The sequence below is a fragment of the Actinobacillus porcitonsillarum genome, assembly GCF_003101015.1.
GTDB lineage: Bacteria > Pseudomonadota > Gammaproteobacteria > Enterobacterales > Pasteurellaceae > Haemophilus_A > Haemophilus_A porcitonsillarum.
The window spans coordinates 1039479-1060000 of record NZ_CP029206.1; the positions used below are offsets into that span (position 1 = coordinate 1039479).

Consider the following 20522-nt stretch of genomic DNA (forward strand, 5'->3'; position numbering starts at 1 on the left):
TAAAATGACATTTCTTATTTTGATTTTTGCAAAAAATTGCCAGAATCAGACCGCTTTTATTTCCTCTTTTGGCGGATAACCGCTATAATCAGAAGAATTTTTTTATTTTGTTTTTTTAAGATACCGTCACCCATGCAACTGATTCGAGGATTCCATAATTTAGCCAATCACTCTGTATTTCAACAAGGGTGTGCTTTATCTATCGGGAACTTTGATGGGGTGCATTTAGGGCATCAAAACATTTTGGCTCGCTTAAATGAAAAAGCAAAAACACTGAATTTTCCTTCGGTGGTGATGGTATTTGAACCTCAACCTCGAGAGTTTTTTGCAAAAAAATCAGGAAATTCAACCGCTAAGCCTCCGGCAAGATTGATGCGTTTAAGAGATAAACTTAAGTATTTAGAAAAAGCCGGGGTTGATTTTGTGCTTTGCGTGCGTTTTTCAGCACAATTTGCAAAACTGACGGCAAACGAATTTATTGAAAAATTGTTGGTAGAACGGTTAAACGTGCGCTATTTAAGCGTGGGCGATGACTTCCATTTTGGTTCGGATCGAAGCGGTAATTATCAAACGTTGCTTAATGCGGGTAAAACACTAGGGTTTGAGGTTGAAGAAAGCCATACACACAGCTTTGGTCGCGAAAGAATCAGCAGCTCTTTAATTCGTGACGCATTAAGTAAAGATGAATTAACGTTAGCCGCAAAACTACTGGGTAAACCTTATTCCATCGGTGGGCGTGTCGCTCATGGGAATAAATTAGGTAGAACCATTGGCTTTCCTACCGCAAACATTATGCTCAATCGTTTAGTGACACCTCTGCAAGGCGTTTATGCGGTAAAAATAGAGACAAAGTGCGGTATATATAACGGTATTGCCAATGTGGGGAACCGCCCAACGATTAATGGAACAAAGCCCTTGTTGGAAGTGCATATCTTAGATTTTAACCGTTCGATTTACGGCGAAGCTGTCGAAGTGAGCTTTTTGGAAAAAATTCGTAATGAAGTGAAATTCCCTAGCTTTGAAGCGTTAAGGGAACAAATCGAAAAAGATAGGCAACAAGCGGTAGAATTTTTTAAAGAATTTACAAGTTTAAATTAAATTTTATTAACTGGAACATAAAAATGACTGATTACAAAAACACATTAAATCTGCCTGAAACAGGCTTTCCGATGCGTGGGGATCTCGCTAAGCGTGAACCTGCGATGTTACAAAATTGGTACGACAAAAAGCTCTATCAAAAAATTCGTGAAGCATCAAAAGGGAAAAAATCCTTTATTTTGCACGATGGCCCTCCGTATGCGAACGGGAATATTCACCTTGGTCACGCCGTTAATAAAATTTTAAAAGATATTATTATTAAATCAAAGACTGCATTAGGTTTTGACTCTCCATATATCCCTGGTTGGGACTGTCACGGTTTGCCGATTGAGTTGAAAGTAGAAGGTTTGGTGGGTAAGCCAAACGAAAAAATTTCTGCAGCAGAATTCCGTCAAGAATGTCGTAAATATGCGGCAGAACAAGTTGAAGGGCAAAAAGCAGACTTTATCCGTATGGGCGTGTTAGGCGATTGGGATAATCCATATCTCACGATGAACTTCAATACTGAAGCGAACATTATCCGTACATTAGGTAAAGTGATTGCAAATGGTCACTTATACAAAGGTTCAAAACCGGTTCACTGGTGTTTAGATTGTGGATCTTCCCTTGCTGAAGCCGAAGTGGAATATGAAGATAAAGTCTCGCCGTCAATCTATGTACGTTTTTCTGCGGTAGATCCTGTTGCAGTAGAAGCGAAATTTAATGCTCAGGGCAAAGGAAGCGGTCAGATTTCTGCGGTGATTTGGACAACAACCCCTTGGACGTTGCCGTCAAACCGTGCGATTGCGTTAAATGCAGAATTAGAATATCAACTTGTACAATTTGGTGATGAGCGTGTCATTCTTGCGGCAGAACTTCTAGAAGCTGTACAAAAAGCAGCAGGTGTTGAGCAAGTGGACGTGTTAGGTTCAGCGAAAGGCAGTGACTTAGAGTTAATGCGTTTTAACCATCCGTTCTATGAGTATAGTGTGCCGTTTATTTTAGGTGATCACGTTACCACCGATGGCGGTACAGGTTTAGTTCACACCGCACCGGATCACGGTTTAGACGACTATATTGTAGGTCAAAAATATAAATTAGAAATGGCTTGTTTGGTGGCAAACGATGGTAAATTCGTTTCAACTACACCATTCTTTGCAGGCAAAGGCGTGTTTGAAAGTAATGATTTAGTCCTTGAAAAACTGAAAGAAACAGGGGCGTTGCTCAAATTAGAGCGTATCAAACACAGCTATCCGCACTGCTGGCGTCATAAAACTCCGATTATTTTCCGTGCGACACCGCAATGGTTTATCGGTATGGAAACGCAAGGTTTACGCAAACAGGCATTAGGCGAAATTAAGCGTGTACGTTGGATCCCAAGTTGGGGCGAAGCACGTATTGATACGATGGTGGCGAACCGTCCTGACTGGTGTATTTCCCGTCAGCGTACTTGGGGTGTGCCGATGACAATGTTTGTACATAATGAAACTGAACAGCTACACCCACGCACTTTAGAAATTCTTGAAGAAGTGGCAAAACGTGTTGAGCAAGCAGGCATTCAAGCGTGGTGGGATTTAGATCCGAAAGAAGTGTTAGGCGAAGAAGATGCGAAAATCTATCGTAAAGTGCCTGATACACTTGATGTATGGTTCGACTCGGGATCGACCTATGCGTCTGTGGTACAACAACGTCCTGAATTTAACGGCAATTCCGCAGATATGTACCTTGAAGGTTCAGACCAACACCGTGGTTGGTTTATGTCGTCATTGATGCTTTCTACGGCAACCGATAATAAAGCACCTTATAATCAAGTGCTTACACATGGTTTCACCGTCGATGAAAAAGGTCGCAAAATGTCAAAATCACTCGGTAACGTGATTGTGCCAAGTGAGGTGTGGAACAAAAATGGTGCAGATATTTTACGTTTATGGGTCGCTTCTACGGACTATACCGGTGAAATTGCGGTTTCGCACAACATTTTAAACAGTGCAGGTGACACTTATCGCCGTATCCGTAATACCGCACGTTTCCTATTAGCGAACTTAAACGGCTTCGATCCAAAACGTGATCTCGTTAAACCTGAAGAGATGATCGCCTTAGATCGTTGGGCGGTAAGCTGTGCGTTAGATGCACAAAACGACATTAAAGAAGCCTATGATAACTATCAATTCCACACCGTTGTTCAGCGTTTAATGCGTTTCTGTTCAATCGAAATGGGATCGTTCTATTTAGATATTATCAAAGACCGTCAATACACCACTAAAGCGGACAGCCTTGCACGCCGTAGTTGTCAAACAGCGTTATGGCATATTTCTGAAGCATTAGTGCGTTGGATGGCACCGATTTTATCTTTCACTGCTGATGAAATTTGGGGTTACTTGCCTCGAGTGGAAGGACGTTCAGAATTTGTCTTTACCGAAGAATTTTATACCGGCTTATTCGGTTTAACTGAAAGCGATAAATTAGACGACAACTACTGGCAAAAACTGTTAAAAGTACGTGCTGAGGTCAACCGTGTATTAGAGCAAGCACGTAACGACAAGTTAATCGGTGCAGGTCTTGAAGCGAAAGTCACCGTTTATGCAAATGATGATATTCGTCCGTTGTTAGAACAGTTAGGCAACGAGTTACGTTTCGTGTTAATCACTTCACAAGCGATGATTAAACCACTTGCCGAAGCCGATGTTGCTGAAGGCGAATTAGCTGGTCTTGCGGTGAAAGTAGAGAGAGCTGACGGTGAAAAATGCCCACGTTGCTGGCACTATGCGACAGATATTGGTGCAAATGCAGAACACGCTGAGATTTGTGGGCGTTGTGTGGAGAATGTGGCAGGCGAAGGCGAAACTCGTCGTTTTGCTTAGTTTCTATTTCATTCGTAGGGGCGGGGTTTATCCCCGCCCGAAATCATATTGATATTTTAGAGGGTGGGGATAACCCCCACCCCTACAAAATAGATATTACAAAAAACTGATTAAAACTCACCGCTTGTTGCGGTTAGAACTACCTTCTGAACCATCTGAGCGTGTTTCAATACACGCAAAGAAAAGTAACAGAGGACTAACAATGCTTATTCTAAATAAACAAACCCGTGCAAAACGCCACTTAGACAATCTCACCTTCATACCCCAAGCGGTAGAAAAAGTGGATTTTCTAACAAGCAGCACTGCGTTTAAACAACAAATTTTAGCGTTAATCAAACAAGCAAAATTTCGCATTTATCTTACCGCTCTCTATTTTGAAAAAGATGAAGCTGGGCAAGAGATTTTAGATGCACTTTATCAAGCGAAATTAGCTAACCCACAGCTGGAAATCAAAATCCTTGTGGATTGGCATAGGGCGCAACGTGGGCGTATCGGCGAAGAAACCCAAAGTTCAAACGCTGACTGGTACACCCAAATTCGTGAAAAATATGCCCTTCCAACGGAGCAAGAGATTGCGTTTTATGGCGTTCCTGTCAATAAACGTGAGATCTTCGGCGTGTTGCACCTAAAAGGTTTTGTGTTTGATGATATTCTGCTTTATAGCGGAGCCAGTATCAACAACGTCTATTTGCAGCAGTTTGAGCGTTATCGCTACGACCGCTATCATCAAATAGAAAATAAAACGCTGGCAGACAGTTGGGTTAATTTTATTCAGCAGAATATTTTGACTAACCCGGCGGTAAATCGTTTGGATCAAACAAATCGTCCAAAAACCATTGAAATTCGACCGCTTGTAAAAGCTTTCCGTAAGGAGCTTAGCCAACAGGAATATCGTTTTAATGGGCAGCTAATGGATAATGAACAGCTAATGGTTTCGCCATTGGTCGGGCTAGGGCGTAAAAATCCGCTGAATAAAACGATTGAAGCTCTGTTTTTCCAAGTAAAACAAAAATTAACGATTTGTACACCTTATTTCAATTTTCCTCGTTCAATTAACCAACGAATTGAGTGGTTATTGGAAAATGGCAAGCAAATAGAAATTATTGTCGGCGATAAAACGGCGAACGACTTTTTCACGCCACCTGAAGAAAAATTTACGATGGCATCGGCATTGCCGTATTTGTATGAGAAAAATTTACGAGCGTTTGCGAAAAAGTTTGATCACTATATTCAAAATGGGCAATTAACAATCCGCTTGTGGAAAGATGACAAGAACAGCTATCACTTAAAAGGTGTATGGATTGATGAACGTTATATTCTACTCACAGGCAATAATTTAAACCCACGTGCTTGGAAATTAGATGCAGAAAATGCGGTGTTAATTTCAGATCCGAAAGGCGAATTAACCGAAAAATCTCAGGCAGAATTAGCGCAAATTCGTACCCATACGACTGTGCTTACCCATTATAGTGATTTAGAACAGCTAAAAGATTATCCAGAAAATGTGCGTAAGTTACTGAAGAAATTCGGGCAGGTTAAACTAGATAAAGTAGTTAAAATGCTTTTATAGTTTATTGCGTAATAGTACTAACAGTACAATAAAAGGATATGCAGGGACGCCACGCTGGCGTCCATTAAATATAAGTCAAGTAAAATGGACGCCAGCGTGGCGTCCCTACTAATTAAGTTAAAGGTTTATATACTTTTAAATAAAGGAAAAAAATGAGCGAACAAATTTATGGTATTCACGCGGTTAAAGCATTTCTTGATAATGCACCAGAGCGTTTGATTGAGGTGTTTGTATTAAAAGGGCGTGAAGATAAACGGCTCATTCCGTTGTTAAATGAATTACAACGTTTGGGCATTGCAATACAGCAAGTAAACCGCCAAACATTAGATAACAAATCGCAAGGCGAAGTCCATCAAGGCATTATTGCCAAAGTCGTGCCACAAAAAGAACTCAACGAACACGATTTAGATCGCATTTTAGCAAGTAAGTCGCAACCCTTATTATTGATTTTGGATGGCGTTACCGATCCGCATAATCTAGGCGCTTGCTTGCGTACCGCTGATGCAGCAGGTGTTGATGCAGTAATTGTGCCAAAAGACAAATCGGCACAATTAACTTCAACTGCCCGTAAAGTGGCTTGTGGTGCGGCAGAAACAGTACCTCTTATTCGGGTAACCAATTTGGCTCGAACAATGAGAGAGCTTCAAGAACAGTATAACGTTTGGATTGTTGGCACGGCAGGCGAGGCAACTTCAAGTATCTATGAAGCCAAATTAACAGGCGCTATTGCGCTTGTGATGGGCGCAGAAGGCGATGGAATGCGACGCTTAACGCGTGAACATTGCGATCAATTGATTAGTATTCCAATGGCAGGTTCGGTCTCATCATTAAATGTTTCTGTTGCGACCGGTGTTTGTTTATTTGAAATTGTCCGGCAAAAATTATCGGTATAATAAAAAAGAATCGATGGAAACATCGATTCTTTTTTCATTTGAGTAATTAGTTTGTAGCTACACGAGGTGCAGAATGTACATGGCTTACCGCACTTGAATGACCACCAAACCCTTTACCATAGAAATAGTATTTAGAGCTTAGCCATTCCTTAACTTCATAATCAGAGCGTTGCTCTTGAGGGGCTTCGGCTCTTGTCATTTCAACTCGAGTATGCTGAACACGTGAGAATGTCCCTAAATGTCCTTCAAACACATAGCTACTTTGATAAGTTGAAACAGGTACTTCAATAATTGAAGATGTTTCTTCTACAATAGCAGGTGCAATGGTTGCCTGAGCTTTAAACTTCTGCACACGTTCATTTTTCTCTTTAACCAAATCTCTATCCGAATGTTGGCTAACCACTCCGCCAAATGGCGCAATATGTTCTTCAACCGATGTTACTTCCGGTTTAGTTTCTTGCTCAACAGAGATCGCTTTTTCTTCGTGTTTTTCTTTAACAAGATCACGATTGGTTTGTTGTGTAACAAAAGCACCAAATGGAACACTTGAGTTAGCCACTCTTTCTTCCGAAGAGCCCTCATTTGATTTTACATTCATTTCCGGAGATTGTTGTTCTAACATTTCATCAACAGATAAGAATGCTGTTTTATCTTGTGTCGGTTTAGCTGTACGTACAGGCGTAAGTAAAATCTTACCGCTTGCGGCTTCCGGTGATGCTACCGCAGCAGCTAAAGACATTGCTTGTACACGTTGGCGATTTTCACGACGACGTTGGTTTCCGACACGAAGATGACGAGGTAAACGGCGTGGGCGATTATTTTCACGGCTTTCCGTTTTGGCTTCATCTTCACTTGTCACATTATCCTGTGTGACAAGCGGTTGGATTTTCTCAACCTGTTGCACTTTTTGTTCTACAACCGGTTTTACCGCTTCTTCTACCACAATTGGTTCTTCAGTCGTTACATCCGTTGTATTTTCCACACGCACTTTTTTACGTAAGTCACGGCGTTGACGACGCTCTGTTACGGTTGCTTTTGGTTCTTCCGTTACGCCAACGGTCTCTTCGACAATTTGACGGCGAGGTTGTTTTACCTTCTCCGCTTTTTCCACTTTAGGCGCTTTACTCTCATCTGGTTGTGTTTGAGTTTTACGCTCTTGGCGGTTATTGCGTTGGCGGTTATTACGACGTTCACGAGGATTGCGTGGCTGTGCTTTTGCCTTCTCTTCAACTTTTTCTTCAGTGGCAAATAATGCTTTTAACTTCGCCAATAAACGACTAAATAACGATGGTTTCGCAGGTTCGGTTGGTGTTGGCGCAGGTTGAAGATTAAGTTCTGAGCTATTTAATACCGTTTCTACCGTAATAACAGGCTCATTACGGCTAACTAACGCTTCGTCTGAATTTACATGATGGTGGAAAGAATGTTCTTCTTCCTCTCTTTCATGGTAATGTTTTGCTAAATCGTAACTTAACGTTGGAACAATTTCATTTTCACGTAAACGATATACGCTGAAATGCGGTGTTTCCATGCTTTCGCTTGGAACTACGACAACATTAACATCATGACGTTTTTCAATACCGGAAATCGCCTTACGTTTTTCATTTAATAAGTAAGATGCAACCTCAACAGGCACAATCGCATGAACCTGTGCTGAGTTTTCTTTAATTGCTTCTTCTTCAACTAAACGTAAGATAGAAAGTGCGATAGATTCGTTATCTCGTACTTTACCTGTACCTTGACAACGAGGACAAATATGGCTTGAGGCTTCACTTAATGAAGGGCTCAAACGCTGACGGCTCATTTCAAGTAAGCCAAAGCGAGAAATACGGCTAAATTGAATTCTTGCACGGTCTTGGCGTGTCGCTTCACGGATACGATTTTCCACTTCACGCTGATGGCGAACCGGTGTCATATCAATAAAGTCGATAACAATTAACCCACCTAAGTCACGTAAACGTAATTGGCGAGCAATCTCATCAGCGGCTTCTAAGTTAGTATTTAGCGCCGTTTCTTCAATATCGCCACCACGTGTTGAGCGAGAAGAGTTGATGTCAATAGCGGTTAAGGCTTCAGTTACATCAATAACAATTGAGCCACCTGATGGTAAACGCACTTCACGCTGGAATGCAGACTCAATTTGCGATTCAATTTGGTAGTGGCTGAATAGTGGTACTTCGCCTTCGTATAAGCGAACACGGTTGATAAAATCAGGACGTACTAAACGAATATGATTTTTGGCTTTTTCAAAGATTTTTTTATTATCAATTAAAATTTCGCCAATATCACGGCGGAGGTAATCACGGATCGCACGAACAATTACATCGCTTTCTTGATGAATTAAAAACGGTGCTGGACGTGATTGCGCAGCATTTTTAATCGCTTCCCAATGATGTAGTAAAACTTTTAAGTCCCATTGTAGTTCTTCCGGCGATTTGCCAACGCCAGCAGTACGGACAATAAGACCAACGTCTTCCGGTACATCTAAACAATCTAACGCTTCTTTTAATTCTAAACGCTCATCGCCCTCAATACGGCGAGAAATACCGCCTGCACGAGGATTATTCGGCATTAAAACAAGATAGCTTCCTGCCAAAGAAATAAAGGTCGTTAAGGCGGCCCCTTTGTTGCCACGCTCTTCTTTGCTGACTTGAACAATAACTTCCTGGCCTTCTTTGATAATGTCTTTGATATTTGGACGACCATTAAAAACATAGTCTGCCGGGAAGTATTCACGGGAAATTTCTTTTAAAGGAAGGAAGCCATGACGCTCAGCACCGTAATCGACAAATGCGGCTTCAAGGCTTGGTTCAACACGAGTAATTTTCCCTTTATAAATATTGGATTTTTTCTGTTCGTGTCCCGGACTTTCAATGTCCAAATCGAACAGGCGTTGCCCATCCACTAAGGCAACGCGCAACTCTTCTTTTTGAGTTGCATTGATTAACATTCTTTTCATTGTGTTTCTCTTATTTCATTATTGTTGTTACATGCTAGTGTCTTTTAGGGAATACCCCAAACATCGAGATTAGCGCACGTTAAATTTTGGTGCATAGTGTCAATCTCCCGACTGTCTCTCGTCTAGCCATAGAGTCTTTGTCTTACGCTCATTTCGTTTGTCTAAAATGGCTGCAAAGTCAAATCATTAGCCTCTTTTTCAGGCTCGTTCAAAATGTTTTTTATGCTAAAAATCGAGCATAAAATAACGCTGTATTATCGCATTTTGCCATAAGAAAAGGCAAGGTAATTCTCATGAGGTAAATCAAAAGAAATTCATTATTGACGAGGCTTAAAAAATCCCATAAAAAAAATATGGTAAATTAAATCAATTCTGATAGAATGCTTCGCGTTTAAATTGAAAGGAGACAAAAATGAAAAAAACAATCCTATCGCTAAGCCTACTTTCCTTAAGTTTGTTTAGTCATGCAGAAGTATTAACAACGATTAAACCTTTAGGGTTTATTGCAAATGCAATCACAGATGGTGTAACGGACACAAAAGTATTATTGCCCGTAAGCGCTTCCCCACATGATTACAGCTTAAAACCTTCAGATGTAGAACAATTAAATTCTGCGCAGTTAGTTGTATGGGTTGGGCATGGGCTAGAGTCTTTTTTAGACAAGAGTATTGATAAGCTACCAAAAGAACGTGTACTGACTTTAGCTGAAGTGCCAGCCATTGCAGAAATTGTTGCAAAAACGGAAAAGCACGATGATCACGACCACGATCACGGTCATCACGAACACAGCCATGCTCACGATGGACACGATCACAGTAAAGACTGGCACATTTGGCTCTCCTCTGATGCGGCAGATATTGCGGCAGAACAAATTGCCGCGCGTCTGACGCAACAATATCCTGCACAAGAAGCCAAAATTGCGGATAATTTAGCTAACTTTAAGACCGTATTAACCGCAAAAAAAGTCGAGTTACAGAAACAGCTTGCACCGGTTAAAGAAAAAGGTTACTACACATTCCACGAAGCTTATGGTTATTTTGAATCGGCTTATGGATTACATCCACTTGGCTCTTTTACGATCAATCCAACCGTTGCACCGGGGGCAAAAACGTTAGCGAAAATTAAAGAACACGTGAGCTCAAAACAGGCTAAATGTTTATTTGCTGAGCCACAATTTACGCCACGAGTCATTGAAAGTCTAAGTAAAGGCACACAAGTTAAAGTCGGACAGCTCGATCCACTTGGTGCTAAAATTGAAATGGGCAAAAATGCTTATCCGACATTCTTACAAAGTTTAGCGGATGAATTTAGCCAATGTTTGGCAGAAAAATAGTGATTGGGAAATGGGGCTAATGTAATTAGCTCTACGGTAAATTACCGAAAATTTGCTAAGAATTTCAATTAATTATGTAGGGACACACGCAGTGTGTCCCTACAAATCCGGTTATTCTATAACTTTACAAAATTGTTCTAACGCTTTCCAAAGTTTCCGCTTTTCTTCCACTTTCGCTAATTCGTTCCAGCTAGCGGTTTGAATAATCGTTTGATTTGCAAAATGTTGCGCAATTTTACCCGCTTGTTCTTCTTCGATCAGCCAAAGTAAAATGGAATGATCGATGCTCAAACGTTGAGATTGCTCGTTATCCAACCATTGGTATTCCACATCTTGTAGCGAAAGCGAATGCAATACATCTCGGAATAAACCGGTTTTTTGATAATCAGCTTCACAAATTACCACCAATTTTATCGCCGAATTCAAGCGAATTTGCGCATCGCCTTTTAAGACTTCCGGTTTCTTCAATTGCCATTGTGTAATACCCATTTCGCTGAGTAGTAAATCTCGTCTATTCATCTTTTTTCTCATAAAAATTGATAGGGAATAGTAGCAAAAGTCGGTAGAATGGGGAAATCTTTTCTCAACCTTATACAGAAATTATGTTATCCATTGAAAGTGAAGTTTTAGCACGTCATTTGCCCGTGTTTGAAGGCAAATCCATCTTATTTTTTGGCGATGTACGAGATGATTTCGCTCGATCGCTCACGCAAGCAAGAGAAGTCCATATTTTAACAAACTATTTTGATTACGCTCATCATCGACAAGCGGTCGAATTTAGCTTAGAAAATGCAAATCAAGCAGAATTAGGTGTGTTTTACTGGACTAAAAACAAGCAAGAATGTCAGTTTCAACTATTGCAGTGGTTATCGCAATCATCACAAGGGCAAGAATTACTGGTTATCGGGGAAAATCGTGCCGGTGTGCGTTCGGTTGAAAAAATGCTTGAGCCATTTGGCAACATCGCCAAAATTGACTCAGCACGCCGTTGTGGCTTGTACCATTTTGAACTACAAAATGTCCCAAATTTTGATTGCAAAAAATTCTGGAAATCTTACCGCTTAAATGAATTAGAGATTTTTGCTTTACCGGCTGTCTTCAGTTCATCAGAACTCGATGGTGGCACAAAACTCTTACTTTCTACCTTCCATAAAGCCGATGGATTAAAAGGTAATGTGTTAGATTTAGGCTGCGGGGCTGGTGTGATCGGAGTGAGTTTGAAAAAAATGTTCCCGAAAATTAAATTAACAATGAGTGATATTCACGCAATGGCATTAGCTTCAAGCGAAAGAACGCTTGCTGAAAACCAACTTGAAGGAAAGGTAGTTGCCAGCGATGTATTTTCACATATTGATGGTCGCTTTGATTTAATTATTTCAAATCCACCGTTCCACGATGGCATTGATACTGCTTATCGAGCCGTGGAAAGTCTTATTCTACAAGCGAAAAATCATTTAACGAAAGGTGGAGAATTGCGGATTGTGGCAAATGCTTTTTTACCTTATCCGGATTTATTAGATCAAGCATTTGGTTCTCATCAGCTATTAGCGAAATCTACTAAATTTAAAGTTTATTCTGCTAAGGCTTAATCTGAAATTTGATAAAAGGCATTGTAGGGATGCCACGCTGGCGTCCATTATAAATACAATATAAACAAACAATTTTATCTGCAAAGTGACAGTCATGCAGTTAATAATGTATTTTGTCAGGATACTCTGAAGTAGACGCCAGCGTGGCGTCCCTACGAATGCTTTTGTGTAACGGCGAAATTCACAACAATTATAGCTTCCGATTTGCATAAACTGTAGCGCCATGAATTAACATTCTTAGTTGCATCATAACGCGTTTTTTTAATTCTTCTCGTTGTTGGTTATTCATATCTAAAGCATGCGAGCCAGCGGTAAATACAAGCGTAACTAAACCTTCCGATTGAATATAAGCAATATCTCGCCCAATCGTTGGTTCTCGCATTAAGATATAATCGGTTAGCTCTTCAACGAAATGCTGGATTTCACGAGAAGCCGCCGTACGAAAGGCTTGAGACGTCCCCGAGCTTTCTCGAAGTAAAAGTCTAAACACATTGGGGCGACTGGCAATCAGTTCAAAGAACGTTTCAACAGAGAGCACGACAACACTGCCGCCGTTTTCAATACGCTTACGGGCTTGGCGCATCAATTGGCGAAGCACCAAACCAGACTCGTCCACCATGGCTAAACCAAGTTCATCCATATCTTTAAAATGGCGATAAAACGAAGTTGGCGCAATACCTGCTTCTCTTGCGACTTCTCGCAAACTGAGGTTACTGAAACTTTTTTCTGCGCTAAGCTGATTAAATGCCGCATCAACTAATGCGCGGCGTGTTCTTTCTTTTTGTTGAGCACGAACGCCGAGACTACTCATCCGAGCCTTCTTTGTTATTCATGAGTTCATCAATGCCTTTTGCCAAACGTTCATAACGCATACGCAATGGGGAGCCGGGGCGGTAAATCAAACCAATTGAGCGATAAGGTTTTGGATCGCAAAATTCGAGATAATTCACACCGCTTGTTGGTTGTGCCGCAAGCTTAGGAATTAATGAGATGCCTACGCCAGCGGAAACCATATTACGTAAGGTTTCTAAATTGGTTGCCTTAAAGTGTGGACTTTCTTTCGCCCCAACAGATAGACAATAATCTAATGCTTGTGTACGCAAACAATGCCCGTCATCAAGGAAAAGGAGTTCCTCATTTTTTAGCATTGAAATATCTAAGGTGCCTAAATTTGCCCAAGGGTGTTTATCTGATACGGCAAGTAACATTTCTTCGTTAAAGAGTGGCACTTCAATGAACGGTTCGCTTTCTTTAACAAACGCTAAAATCCCACAGTCTAACTGTCCAGCAGCTAATTGATCAACAAGCTGTGCAGTTTGTAATTCATAAAGATATAACTCTAACTCCGGAAATGCTGATTTCATTGCTGGTACAATAATCGGGGAAAGGTAAGGACCTAATGTTGGAATGATCCCAACATGAAGCGGACCCGACATTTCTTTTCCTTGGTTGCTTGCCATTTCTCGTAAAATTTTAACTTCACGTAAAACAGCTTTGGCTTGCTCTACCAGCGTTAATCCTGATTGAGTGAATAACACTTTGCGGCTGGTTCGTTCCAATAAGATTGTGCCTAATTCGTCTTCCAGCTTGCGAATTTGACCGCTTAATGTCGGCTGGCTGACATTACAAGCATCCGCCGCACGGCGAAAATGTTTATACTCTGCTAATGCAATTAAATATTCAAGATCTCGAATGTTCACGATATCTCCTTACCTTATAATTCTTGCCTATTGATAAAATAAGCTGAATTATTACATATTTACGGTAAAATGCGTAAAAATTTTAAATTTAATAATCAATTGGAGAAGAAAATGTCTTTAAAAGATATGACTGGTCAAAAAGTTCCTAGCGTAACCTTCCACACACGTCAAGGCGATGCTTGGGTTGATGTAACAACAGATGAATTATTTAACAACAAAAAAGTTGTAGTGTTCTCTTTACCGGGTGCATTTACACCAACTTGTTCATCTACTCACTTACCACGTTATAACGAATTAGCAAAAGAATTCTATGCGTTAGGTGTAGATGAAATCGTTTGTGTATCGGTAAACGATACTTTCGTTATGAATGCTTGGAAAGCAGATCAAGAGTCTGAAAATGTAACCGTAATTCCAGACGGTAACGGTGATTTCACTCGTGGTATGGGTATGTTAGTGAGCAAAAACGATTTAGGTTTTGGCGAGCGTTCTTGGCGTTATTCTATGTTCGTAAACAACGGCACTGTTGAAAAAATGTTTATCGAACCACAAGAACCAGGCGACCCATTCAAAGTATCTGATGCTGATACTATGATCAAATACTTAAACCCAAATTGGGAAGCAAAACCTTCAGTATCTATCATTACTAAACCAGGTTGCCCATTCTGTGCAAAAGCGAAAGCATTATTAGAAGTGAAAGGCTTACCATACGAAGAAATCGTATTAGGTCGTGATGCTTCAACAACTTCTGTACGTGCAATTACAGGCCGTACAAGTGTGCCACAAGTATTCATCGGCGGTAAACACATCGGTGGTAGCGATGATTTACAAGCATATTTTGATGTAAAATAATGTTACATTAATTTTGCTTAACGAGGCTAGGTTCTATAAGAACTTAGCCTTTTTTGTTATACTTAGCCAAATTTTTCAATTTAAAGGAAAGCAATGAAAAAACATATCCATATTCTCGGTATTTGTGGCACTTTTATGGGCGGTGTAGCGATGATAGCCCGTGAATTAGGTTATAAAGTAACCGGTTCAGATACGAATGTTTACCCACCAATGAGCACCTTTTTAGAAAGCCATGGCATTGAAATTATCCCTAATTATGATGTTGAACAACTTCAGCCTGCGCCAGATTTAGTTGTTATTGGGAATGCAATGAGCCGAGGTAATCCTTGTGTCGAGTATGTTCTTAATAATCAGCTGAATTATACTTCCGGACCGCAATGGCTACATGATCATCTTCTTAAAGATCGTTGGGTGCTTGGCGTTTCAGGCACGCACGGCAAAACAACCACAACGGGAATGTTGGCTTGGATTTTAGATCAAAATCAGATTGATACCGGTTTTTTAATTGGCGGCGTTGCTGGTAATTTCGGTATTTCGGCACGAGCCGGCTCAAGTAAATTCTTTGTGATTGAAGCAGACGAATATGACTCAGCGTTCTTTGACAAGCGGTCTAAATTTGTTCACTACACGCCAAAAACATTGATTATCAACAACTTAGAGTTTGATCACGCCGATATTTTTGATGATCTCAAAGCGATTCAACGCCAATTCCATCACCTCGTTCGTACAATGCCAAGTCAAGGCTGTATTTTATCTGCGGCAGATGATCAAAACGTACAAGATACACTGAAGATGGGAAGTTATAGCGAGCTACAATTTATCGGAGAAGGAAAAGCATGGTTTGCGAAACCACTTTCAGCCGATTGCTCGCACTTTGAAGTTTATCATCATGGTAACAAAGCTGGCGAAGTAAAATGGAACATTATCGGTAGCCATAATATGCATAATGCATTGATGGCGATTGCAGCAGCACATCACGCTGGTGTTGAAGTTGCTGGTGCTTGCCAAGCGTTAAATCGCTTTATTAACGCAAACCGCCGTTTAGAAATTAAAGGCGAAGTCAATGGTATTACCGTTTATGATGATTTTGCTCATCACCCGACCGCAATTTCTGCGACCATAAACGCTCTGCGTGGTAAAGTTGGCAAAGATCAACGAATTCTAGCGGTCTTAGAACCTCGCTCCAACACGATGAAAATGGGGGTTCATAAGGAAGAAATCGCACCAAGTTTAACCGATGCAGAAGCTGTTTTTGTGTATCAGCCAGAAACCATCCCTTGGAATGTTAGCGTGATTACCGAAGCACTTTCACAACCGGCAAAATGGTCGGCAAACATTGATGAATTGGTTGAGATGATTGCGGAAGAAGCCAAACCAACCGATCATATTTTAGTGATGAGTAACGGCGCATTTGGCGGTATTCACAATAAAATTATCGCAAAATTGCAAAATAAATAAAAAATTTAACCGCTTGTAAAGACAAGCGGTTATTTTTTCTTTTCTTCTTACAGATTTACCACGTATTTTCCAACACCTAGTTCATCTTCTTTACGTGTACGATTCATCACACTTTGTGCAGACTCAATCACTCGTAAGCCCATTTGATCTTCGGTTCTCACAACATCACCACGGAGTGAGTTAGTGTAAACATCGGTAATTTTTACATCAACAAACTTACCAATCATATCAGGCGTACCTTGGAAATTAACAATACGGTTGTTTTCTGTGCGACCCGTTAATTCCATAATATCTTTTTTCGATGGACCTTCTACTAAGATACGCTGTTCAGTACCTAACATTGCACGGCTAAATTGCATCGCTTGGTTGTTGATACGTTGTTGTAAGCGGTACAAACGCTCTTTTTTCTCATCTTCTGTCACATCATCAGGCAGATCCGCTGCCGGTGTACCTGGACGAGCAGAATAGATAAAGCTGAAGCTCATATCGAAATTAACTTGCTCAATCACCTTCATCGTTTGTTCAAAATCTTCAGCCGTTTCCCCAGGGAAGCCGACAATAAAGTCTGAGCTGATTTGAATATCCGGACGAGCTTCACGTAATTTACGGATAATAGCTTTATATTCTAATGCCGTATGATTACGTTTCATCATGGTTAAAACACGGTCTGAACCACTTTGAATTGGTAAATGTAAGAAGCTTACCAACTCAGGCGTATCTTTATAAACTTCAATAATGTCATCCGTAAATTCAATTGGGTGGCTTGTGGTATAACGAACACGGTCGATACCATCAATAGCCGCCACTAAGCGAAGTAACTCAGCAAAAGAACAAATTTGTCCATCAAAAGTCTCGCCACGGTAAGCATTTACGTTTTGACCCAACAGGTTTACTTCACGTACACCTTGTGCTGCAAGTTGCGCAATTTCAAATAATACATCATCAACCGGTCGGCTCACTTCTTCACCGCGTGTATAAGGCACGACACAGAATGAACAGTATTTATTACAGCCTTCCATAATGGATACAAATGCGGTTGGACCTTCGGCACGAGGTTCCGGCAAGCGGTCGAATTTTTCAATTTCAGGGAAACTGATATCCACGACTGAGCTTTTACCACCACGGATTTGGTTAATCATCTCCGGTAAACGATGTAACGTTTGAGGCCCAAAAACAATATCCACAAAAGGTGCACGTTCACGGATATGTTCGCCTTCTTGTGAAGCCACACAACCGCCAACACCGATAATTAAATCAGGTTTATCCTTTTTCCAGTTTTTCCAACGACCAAGTTGAGAGAATACTTTTTCCTGCGCCTTTTCACGAATAGAGCAGGTATTAAGCAGTAATACATCTGCATCTTCAGGATTGTCTGTTAATTCTAAACCGTGTGTACTATTTAAGAGATCTGCCATTTTAGATGAGTCATACTCGTTCATTTGGCAGCCCCAAGTTGTAATATGTAATTTCGCCATAATTAAAAATCTATCTAATATTTCAGTAAAGGTGAATGTATTTTAACCTTATAAAAATGGGTCTAATTTATACCAGGTTTTTCATAATACGACTAATACGTCCTTCCGCAATTTCTTCATCACGGATTGTCATCACTTCGCAACCATCTTGGGTAACAACAATTTCGTGTTCATACTGTGCAGAGTGGCTACGGTCTTTAGTTTTAACTGTCCAACCATCCGCCATATTACGGATCTCTTTTTTACCTGCATTAACCATTGGCTCAATCGTAAAGACCATGCCCTCTTGTAATACTACACCGCCGTCATCAGCATTGTAGTGTAAAACTTGTGGATCGATATGATATTGATCGCCAATGCCATGACCACAATATTCACGTACCACAGAGAAGCCTTCTTTCTCAACATATTGCTGAATGGCTTTACCAATCTCTTTCAGACGAACACCAGCTTTTACTTGGCGGATACCCACATACAATGCTTCTTGGGTAACTTCACATAAGCGTTTGCTTCTCACGTTAGTTTCGCCCACGATATACATTTTAGAATTATCGCCATAGTAGCCATCTTTAATCACGGTAACATCAAGGTTTAGAATATCGCCCTTTTTGAGCTTTTTATCATCGCTTGGAATACCGTGGCAAACAACTTCATTTAATGAAATGCAAGTAGCTTTAGGAAAACCGTGGTAACCTACGTTTGCAGGAATGGCTTTTTGTACATTGACAATATAATCGTGGCAAATACGATCTAATTCGCCTGTGGTTACGCCTTCTTTAACATGCTCTTCAATCATAACAAGCACATCAGAAGCTAATTTACACGCAATGCGGATTTTTTCTAATTCCGCTTCGGTTCTTAATGGAATATTTTTACTCATTGGTTTCTCTCAATCATTTTCAAATTAAAGGGATTATACCTTTTTTCGGCATAATCCCCAAATATCTATTTTAAATGTAGTTTTTTTACAATTAAATTTAGTATCACACCATATAGTGGAAGAAAAAGAAGTAGGCTCACAAAAAGTTTAAAGGAATAATCAACCGTACCAATCGTAAACCAATGTTCTGCCATATATTCATCACTGCTTTTGTAAAACGCAACCGCGAAAAAAACAAAAGTATCAATAAGTGTGCCGAAAATGGTTGAACACATTGGTGCGAGCCACCAACTTTTACCTTGGCGTAAGCGGTTAAAAACGAAAATATCCAACAATTGTCCCACGACATAGCCACTAAAACTGGCTAATGCAATTCGGAACACAAAAGTGTTAAAGTCAGCTAAAGCTGAAAAACCTTGGAATTTTGCCTCGAAAAAGATAACCGAAATCACATAGCTAATAATGAGCGCAGGGATCATAACGGCAAAAATAATCTTACGAGCAAGCTCCGCACCAAAGACACGTACAGTCAAATCGGTCGCAAGAAAAATAAAAGGGAAAGTGAATGTTCCCCAAGTTGTTGGAATAATCGTATCGCTAAATGGCAGAGGGATCTCAAAGGCGATCTGGACCAAGTAGTTACTAATGGTAATGACAAAAATATGAAATAGTGTCAATAAGATCAAAGAATGACGTTTTTGAGGATCAGATAAATTAAGTTGTAAGTTCATATTATTCCTTTTTATATCGTAAGTTGGGGGTAGGGAACCCAAGAAAAGAAGGGCACGAATACTACGCATTAAAAAGGGAAAAGTAAAGCCCCTAATTTTATTTAGGGGCTTGATAGTTATTAAAGTTTAGCTGAGAGCATCGCTTCTAATTTCTCTTGGTCAATCGCAAATTTACGGATACCTTCCGCTAATTTTTCAACTGCCATCGCATCTTGGTTATGTTCCCAATAGAATTCAGCTTCAGTCATTGGCGTTGGGCGAGCTTTCACTTCACCTTTGTACTCTAACTTACGCACTAATGGTGCTTCGCTTTCTTGTAACTCTTTTAATAGTGCTGGTGCAATTGTCAAGCGGTCGCAACCTGCTAATTCTGTGATTTCGCCTGCGTTACGGAAACTTGCCCCCATCACTACAGTGTTATAGCCGTGTTGTTTGTAGTAGTTGTAGATTGAAGTCACTGAAACTACACCTGGATCTTCTGCTGGTGCATATTCTTTCTTATCAGAATTTGCTTTGTACCAGTCAAGAATACGACCTACGAATGGCGAAATTAAGTAAACGCCAGCTTCCGCACAAGCACGAGCTTGAGCTTGAGAGAATAATAGCGTTAAGTTACAGTTAATCCCTTCTTTTTCTAATTGCTCTGCCGCTTTGATACCCTGCCAAGTTGAAGCAATTTTAATCAAGATGCGATCATTGCTGATCCCTGCTTCATTATATAACGCAATAAGTTTGCGAGCTTTTGCGATAGTTTTCTCAGTATCGTAAGAGTAGCGAGCATCGACTTCTGTTGAAATACGACCTTTCACCACTTTTAAAATTTCTAAGCCGATATTTACTGCTAATTTATCTTCTGCATCGATCAGTTGTTGTGCCTTATCATTGCTTTTAGCTTTTGCATAAGCAATCGCTTCATCAATTAATGGAGCATATTGAGGTAGTGCAGATGCACTTAAAATTAATGATGGGTTTGTTGTTGCATCTTCTGGTTGATACGCTTTGATTGCATCAATATCACCAGTATCCGCAACCACGACAGTCATTTGGCGTAAAGCATCTAATTGGCTCATAAAAATTCCTCTCTATAAAATAAGTAAAAAAAGTCTTCGTAATGATAACAGTAACGGGCTAAAGAACCTAGTAACAA

16 protein-coding genes are annotated in these 20522 nt (G+C 40.4%); 8 read left to right on the top strand and 8 right to left on the bottom strand.

Features of this window, described 5'->3' with window-relative positions; all coding sequences use genetic code 11:
* The first annotated feature begins 132 nt into the window (after positions 1 to 132).
* The 4 genes from ribF (at position 133) to rlmB (ending at position 6401) form a co-directional block, all read left to right on the top strand.
* Positions 133 to 1098, top strand: a complete 966-nt coding sequence (ribF, locus tag DDU33_RS05215) for a bifunctional riboflavin kinase/FAD synthetase (protein ID WP_108923546.1) — start codon at positions 133 to 135, stop codon at positions 1096 to 1098.
* A gap of 23 nt (positions 1099 to 1121) precedes the next feature.
* Positions 1122 to 3938 carry an isoleucine--tRNA ligase gene (ileS, locus tag DDU33_RS05220; RefSeq protein WP_108923549.1) on the top strand — a complete coding sequence of 939 codons (2817 nt, stop codon included), beginning with the start codon at positions 1122 to 1124 and terminating at the stop codon, positions 3936 to 3938.
* 202 nt (positions 3939 to 4140) lie between these two features.
* Positions 4141 to 5508, top strand: coding sequence for a CDP-diacylglycerol--serine O-phosphatidyltransferase (gene pssA, locus DDU33_RS05225; protein WP_108923551.1), 1368 nt, complete (start codon positions 4141 to 4143; stop codon positions 5506 to 5508).
* Between the two features lie 152 nt (positions 5509 to 5660).
* A complete protein-coding gene (gene rlmB, locus DDU33_RS05230) occupies positions 5661 to 6401 on the top strand; it encodes a 23S rRNA (guanosine(2251)-2'-O)-methyltransferase RlmB (RefSeq protein WP_108923553.1) in 741 nt (246 codons plus the stop codon).
* A gap of 46 nt (positions 6402 to 6447) precedes the next feature.
* Here rlmB and rne read toward each other — a convergent pair whose 3' ends face one another.
* On the bottom strand, positions 6448 to 9360 hold the full coding sequence (rne, locus tag DDU33_RS05235) for a ribonuclease E (RefSeq protein ID WP_108923555.1): 2913 nt from the start codon (positions 9358 to 9360) through the stop codon (positions 6448 to 6450).
* Between the two features lie 412 nt (positions 9361 to 9772).
* Here rne and znuA point away from each other — a divergent pair, with 412 nt between their 5' ends.
* The gene (gene znuA / locus DDU33_RS05240; protein WP_108923557.1) at positions 9773 to 10693 is read left to right on the top strand and encodes a zinc ABC transporter substrate-binding protein ZnuA; all 921 of its coding nucleotides are present in this window, start codon (positions 9773 to 9775) and stop codon (positions 10691 to 10693) included.
* 111 nt (positions 10694 to 10804) lie between these two features.
* Here the strand turns inward: znuA and DDU33_RS05245 are convergent, their stop codons facing one another.
* Entirely contained in the window at positions 10805 to 11212 is a 408-nt protein-coding gene (locus DDU33_RS05245; RefSeq protein ID WP_108923559.1) for a DNA polymerase III subunit psi, read from the bottom strand.
* An 83-nt stretch (positions 11213 to 11295) separates the two neighbouring features.
* On the opposite strand from DDU33_RS05245, the gene rsmC reads away from it, so the two are divergent.
* Entirely contained in the window at positions 11296 to 12282 is a 987-nt protein-coding gene (gene rsmC, locus DDU33_RS05250; protein WP_108923561.1) for a 16S rRNA (guanine(1207)-N(2))-methyltransferase RsmC, read from the top strand.
* A gap of 190 nt (positions 12283 to 12472) precedes the next feature.
* Here the strand turns inward: rsmC and fabR are convergent, their stop codons facing one another.
* Both fabR and oxyR read right to left on the bottom strand, forming a co-directional pair.
* Positions 12473 to 13093: an HTH-type transcriptional repressor FabR gene (fabR, locus tag DDU33_RS05255; RefSeq protein WP_005821229.1), complete on the bottom strand. Its 621-nt coding sequence runs from the start codon at positions 13091 to 13093 to the stop codon at positions 12473 to 12475.
* Positions 13086 to 13982: a DNA-binding transcriptional regulator OxyR gene (gene oxyR, locus DDU33_RS05260; RefSeq protein WP_108923563.1), complete on the bottom strand. Its 897-nt coding sequence runs from the start codon at positions 13980 to 13982 to the stop codon at positions 13086 to 13088. Before oxyR ends, fabR begins: the two co-directional genes overlap by 8 nt.
* Before the next feature lie 111 nt (positions 13983 to 14093).
* Here oxyR and DDU33_RS05265 point away from each other — a divergent pair, with 111 nt between their 5' ends.
* Both DDU33_RS05265 and mpl read left to right on the top strand, forming a co-directional pair.
* Positions 14094 to 14831 (top strand): glutathione peroxidase, encoded by a 738-nt coding sequence (locus tag DDU33_RS05265; RefSeq protein WP_108923565.1) that lies wholly within the window; start codon positions 14094 to 14096, stop codon positions 14829 to 14831.
* A gap of 93 nt (positions 14832 to 14924) precedes the next feature.
* A complete protein-coding gene (mpl, locus tag DDU33_RS05270) occupies positions 14925 to 16289 on the top strand; it encodes a UDP-N-acetylmuramate:L-alanyl-gamma-D-glutamyl-meso-diaminopimelate ligase (protein ID WP_108923567.1) in 1365 nt (454 codons plus the stop codon).
* 47 nt (positions 16290 to 16336) lie between these two features.
* Here mpl and miaB read toward each other — a convergent pair whose 3' ends face one another.
* The 4 genes from miaB to tal form a co-directional block, all read right to left on the bottom strand.
* Positions 16337 to 17764 carry a tRNA (N6-isopentenyl adenosine(37)-C2)-methylthiotransferase MiaB gene (miaB, locus tag DDU33_RS05275; RefSeq protein WP_005821221.1) on the bottom strand — a complete coding sequence of 476 codons (1428 nt, stop codon included), beginning with the start codon at positions 17762 to 17764 and terminating at the stop codon, positions 16337 to 16339.
* A gap of 67 nt (positions 17765 to 17831) precedes the next feature.
* Positions 17832 to 18644, bottom strand: coding sequence for a type I methionyl aminopeptidase (gene map / locus DDU33_RS05280; protein WP_108923569.1), 813 nt, complete (start codon positions 18642 to 18644; stop codon positions 17832 to 17834).
* Between the two features lie 65 nt (positions 18645 to 18709).
* Positions 18710 to 19375, bottom strand: coding sequence for a 7-cyano-7-deazaguanine/7-aminomethyl-7-deazaguanine transporter (locus DDU33_RS05285; RefSeq protein WP_005821218.1), 666 nt, complete (start codon positions 19373 to 19375; stop codon positions 18710 to 18712).
* A gap of 119 nt (positions 19376 to 19494) precedes the next feature.
* Complete coding sequence (tal, locus tag DDU33_RS05290) at positions 19495 to 20445, bottom strand: transaldolase (protein ID WP_005821216.1); 951 nt, start codon at positions 20443 to 20445, stop codon at positions 19495 to 19497.
* Between the last annotated feature and the right edge of the window lie 77 nt (positions 20446 to 20522).

Coding starts and splice junctions, on each gene's coding strand:
- ribF (WP_108923546.1), top strand. CDS start 133: ATGCAACTGATTCGAGGATTCCATAATTTAGCCAATCACTCTGTATTT.
- ileS (WP_108923549.1), top strand. CDS start 1,122: ATGACTGATTACAAAAACACATTAAATCTGCCTGAAACAGGCTTTCCG.
- pssA (WP_108923551.1), top strand. CDS start 4,141: ATGCTTATTCTAAATAAACAAACCCGTGCAAAACGCCACTTAGACAAT.
- rlmB (WP_108923553.1), top strand. CDS start 5,661: ATGAGCGAACAAATTTATGGTATTCACGCGGTTAAAGCATTTCTTGAT.
- rne (WP_108923555.1), bottom strand. CDS start 9,360: ATGAAAAGAATGTTAATCAATGCAACTCAAAAAGAAGAGTTGCGCGTT.
- znuA (WP_108923557.1), top strand. CDS start 9,773: ATGAAAAAAACAATCCTATCGCTAAGCCTACTTTCCTTAAGTTTGTTT.
- DDU33_RS05245 (WP_108923559.1), bottom strand. CDS start 11,212: ATGAATAGACGAGATTTACTACTCAGCGAAATGGGTATTACACAATGG.
- rsmC (WP_108923561.1), top strand. CDS start 11,296: ATGTTATCCATTGAAAGTGAAGTTTTAGCACGTCATTTGCCCGTGTTT.
- fabR (WP_005821229.1), bottom strand. CDS start 13,093: ATGAGTAGTCTCGGCGTTCGTGCTCAACAAAAAGAAAGAACACGCCGC.
- DDU33_RS05265 (WP_108923565.1), top strand. CDS start 14,094: ATGTCTTTAAAAGATATGACTGGTCAAAAAGTTCCTAGCGTAACCTTC.
- mpl (WP_108923567.1), top strand. CDS start 14,925: ATGAAAAAACATATCCATATTCTCGGTATTTGTGGCACTTTTATGGGC.
- miaB (WP_005821221.1), bottom strand. CDS start 17,764: ATGGCGAAATTACATATTACAACTTGGGGCTGCCAAATGAACGAGTAT.
- map (WP_108923569.1), bottom strand. CDS start 18,644: ATGAGTAAAAATATTCCATTAAGAACCGAAGCGGAATTAGAAAAAATC.
- DDU33_RS05285 (WP_005821218.1), bottom strand. CDS start 19,375: ATGAACTTACAACTTAATTTATCTGATCCTCAAAAACGTCATTCTTTG.
- tal (WP_005821216.1), bottom strand. CDS start 20,445: ATGAGCCAATTAGATGCTTTACGCCAAATGACTGTCGTGGTTGCGGAT.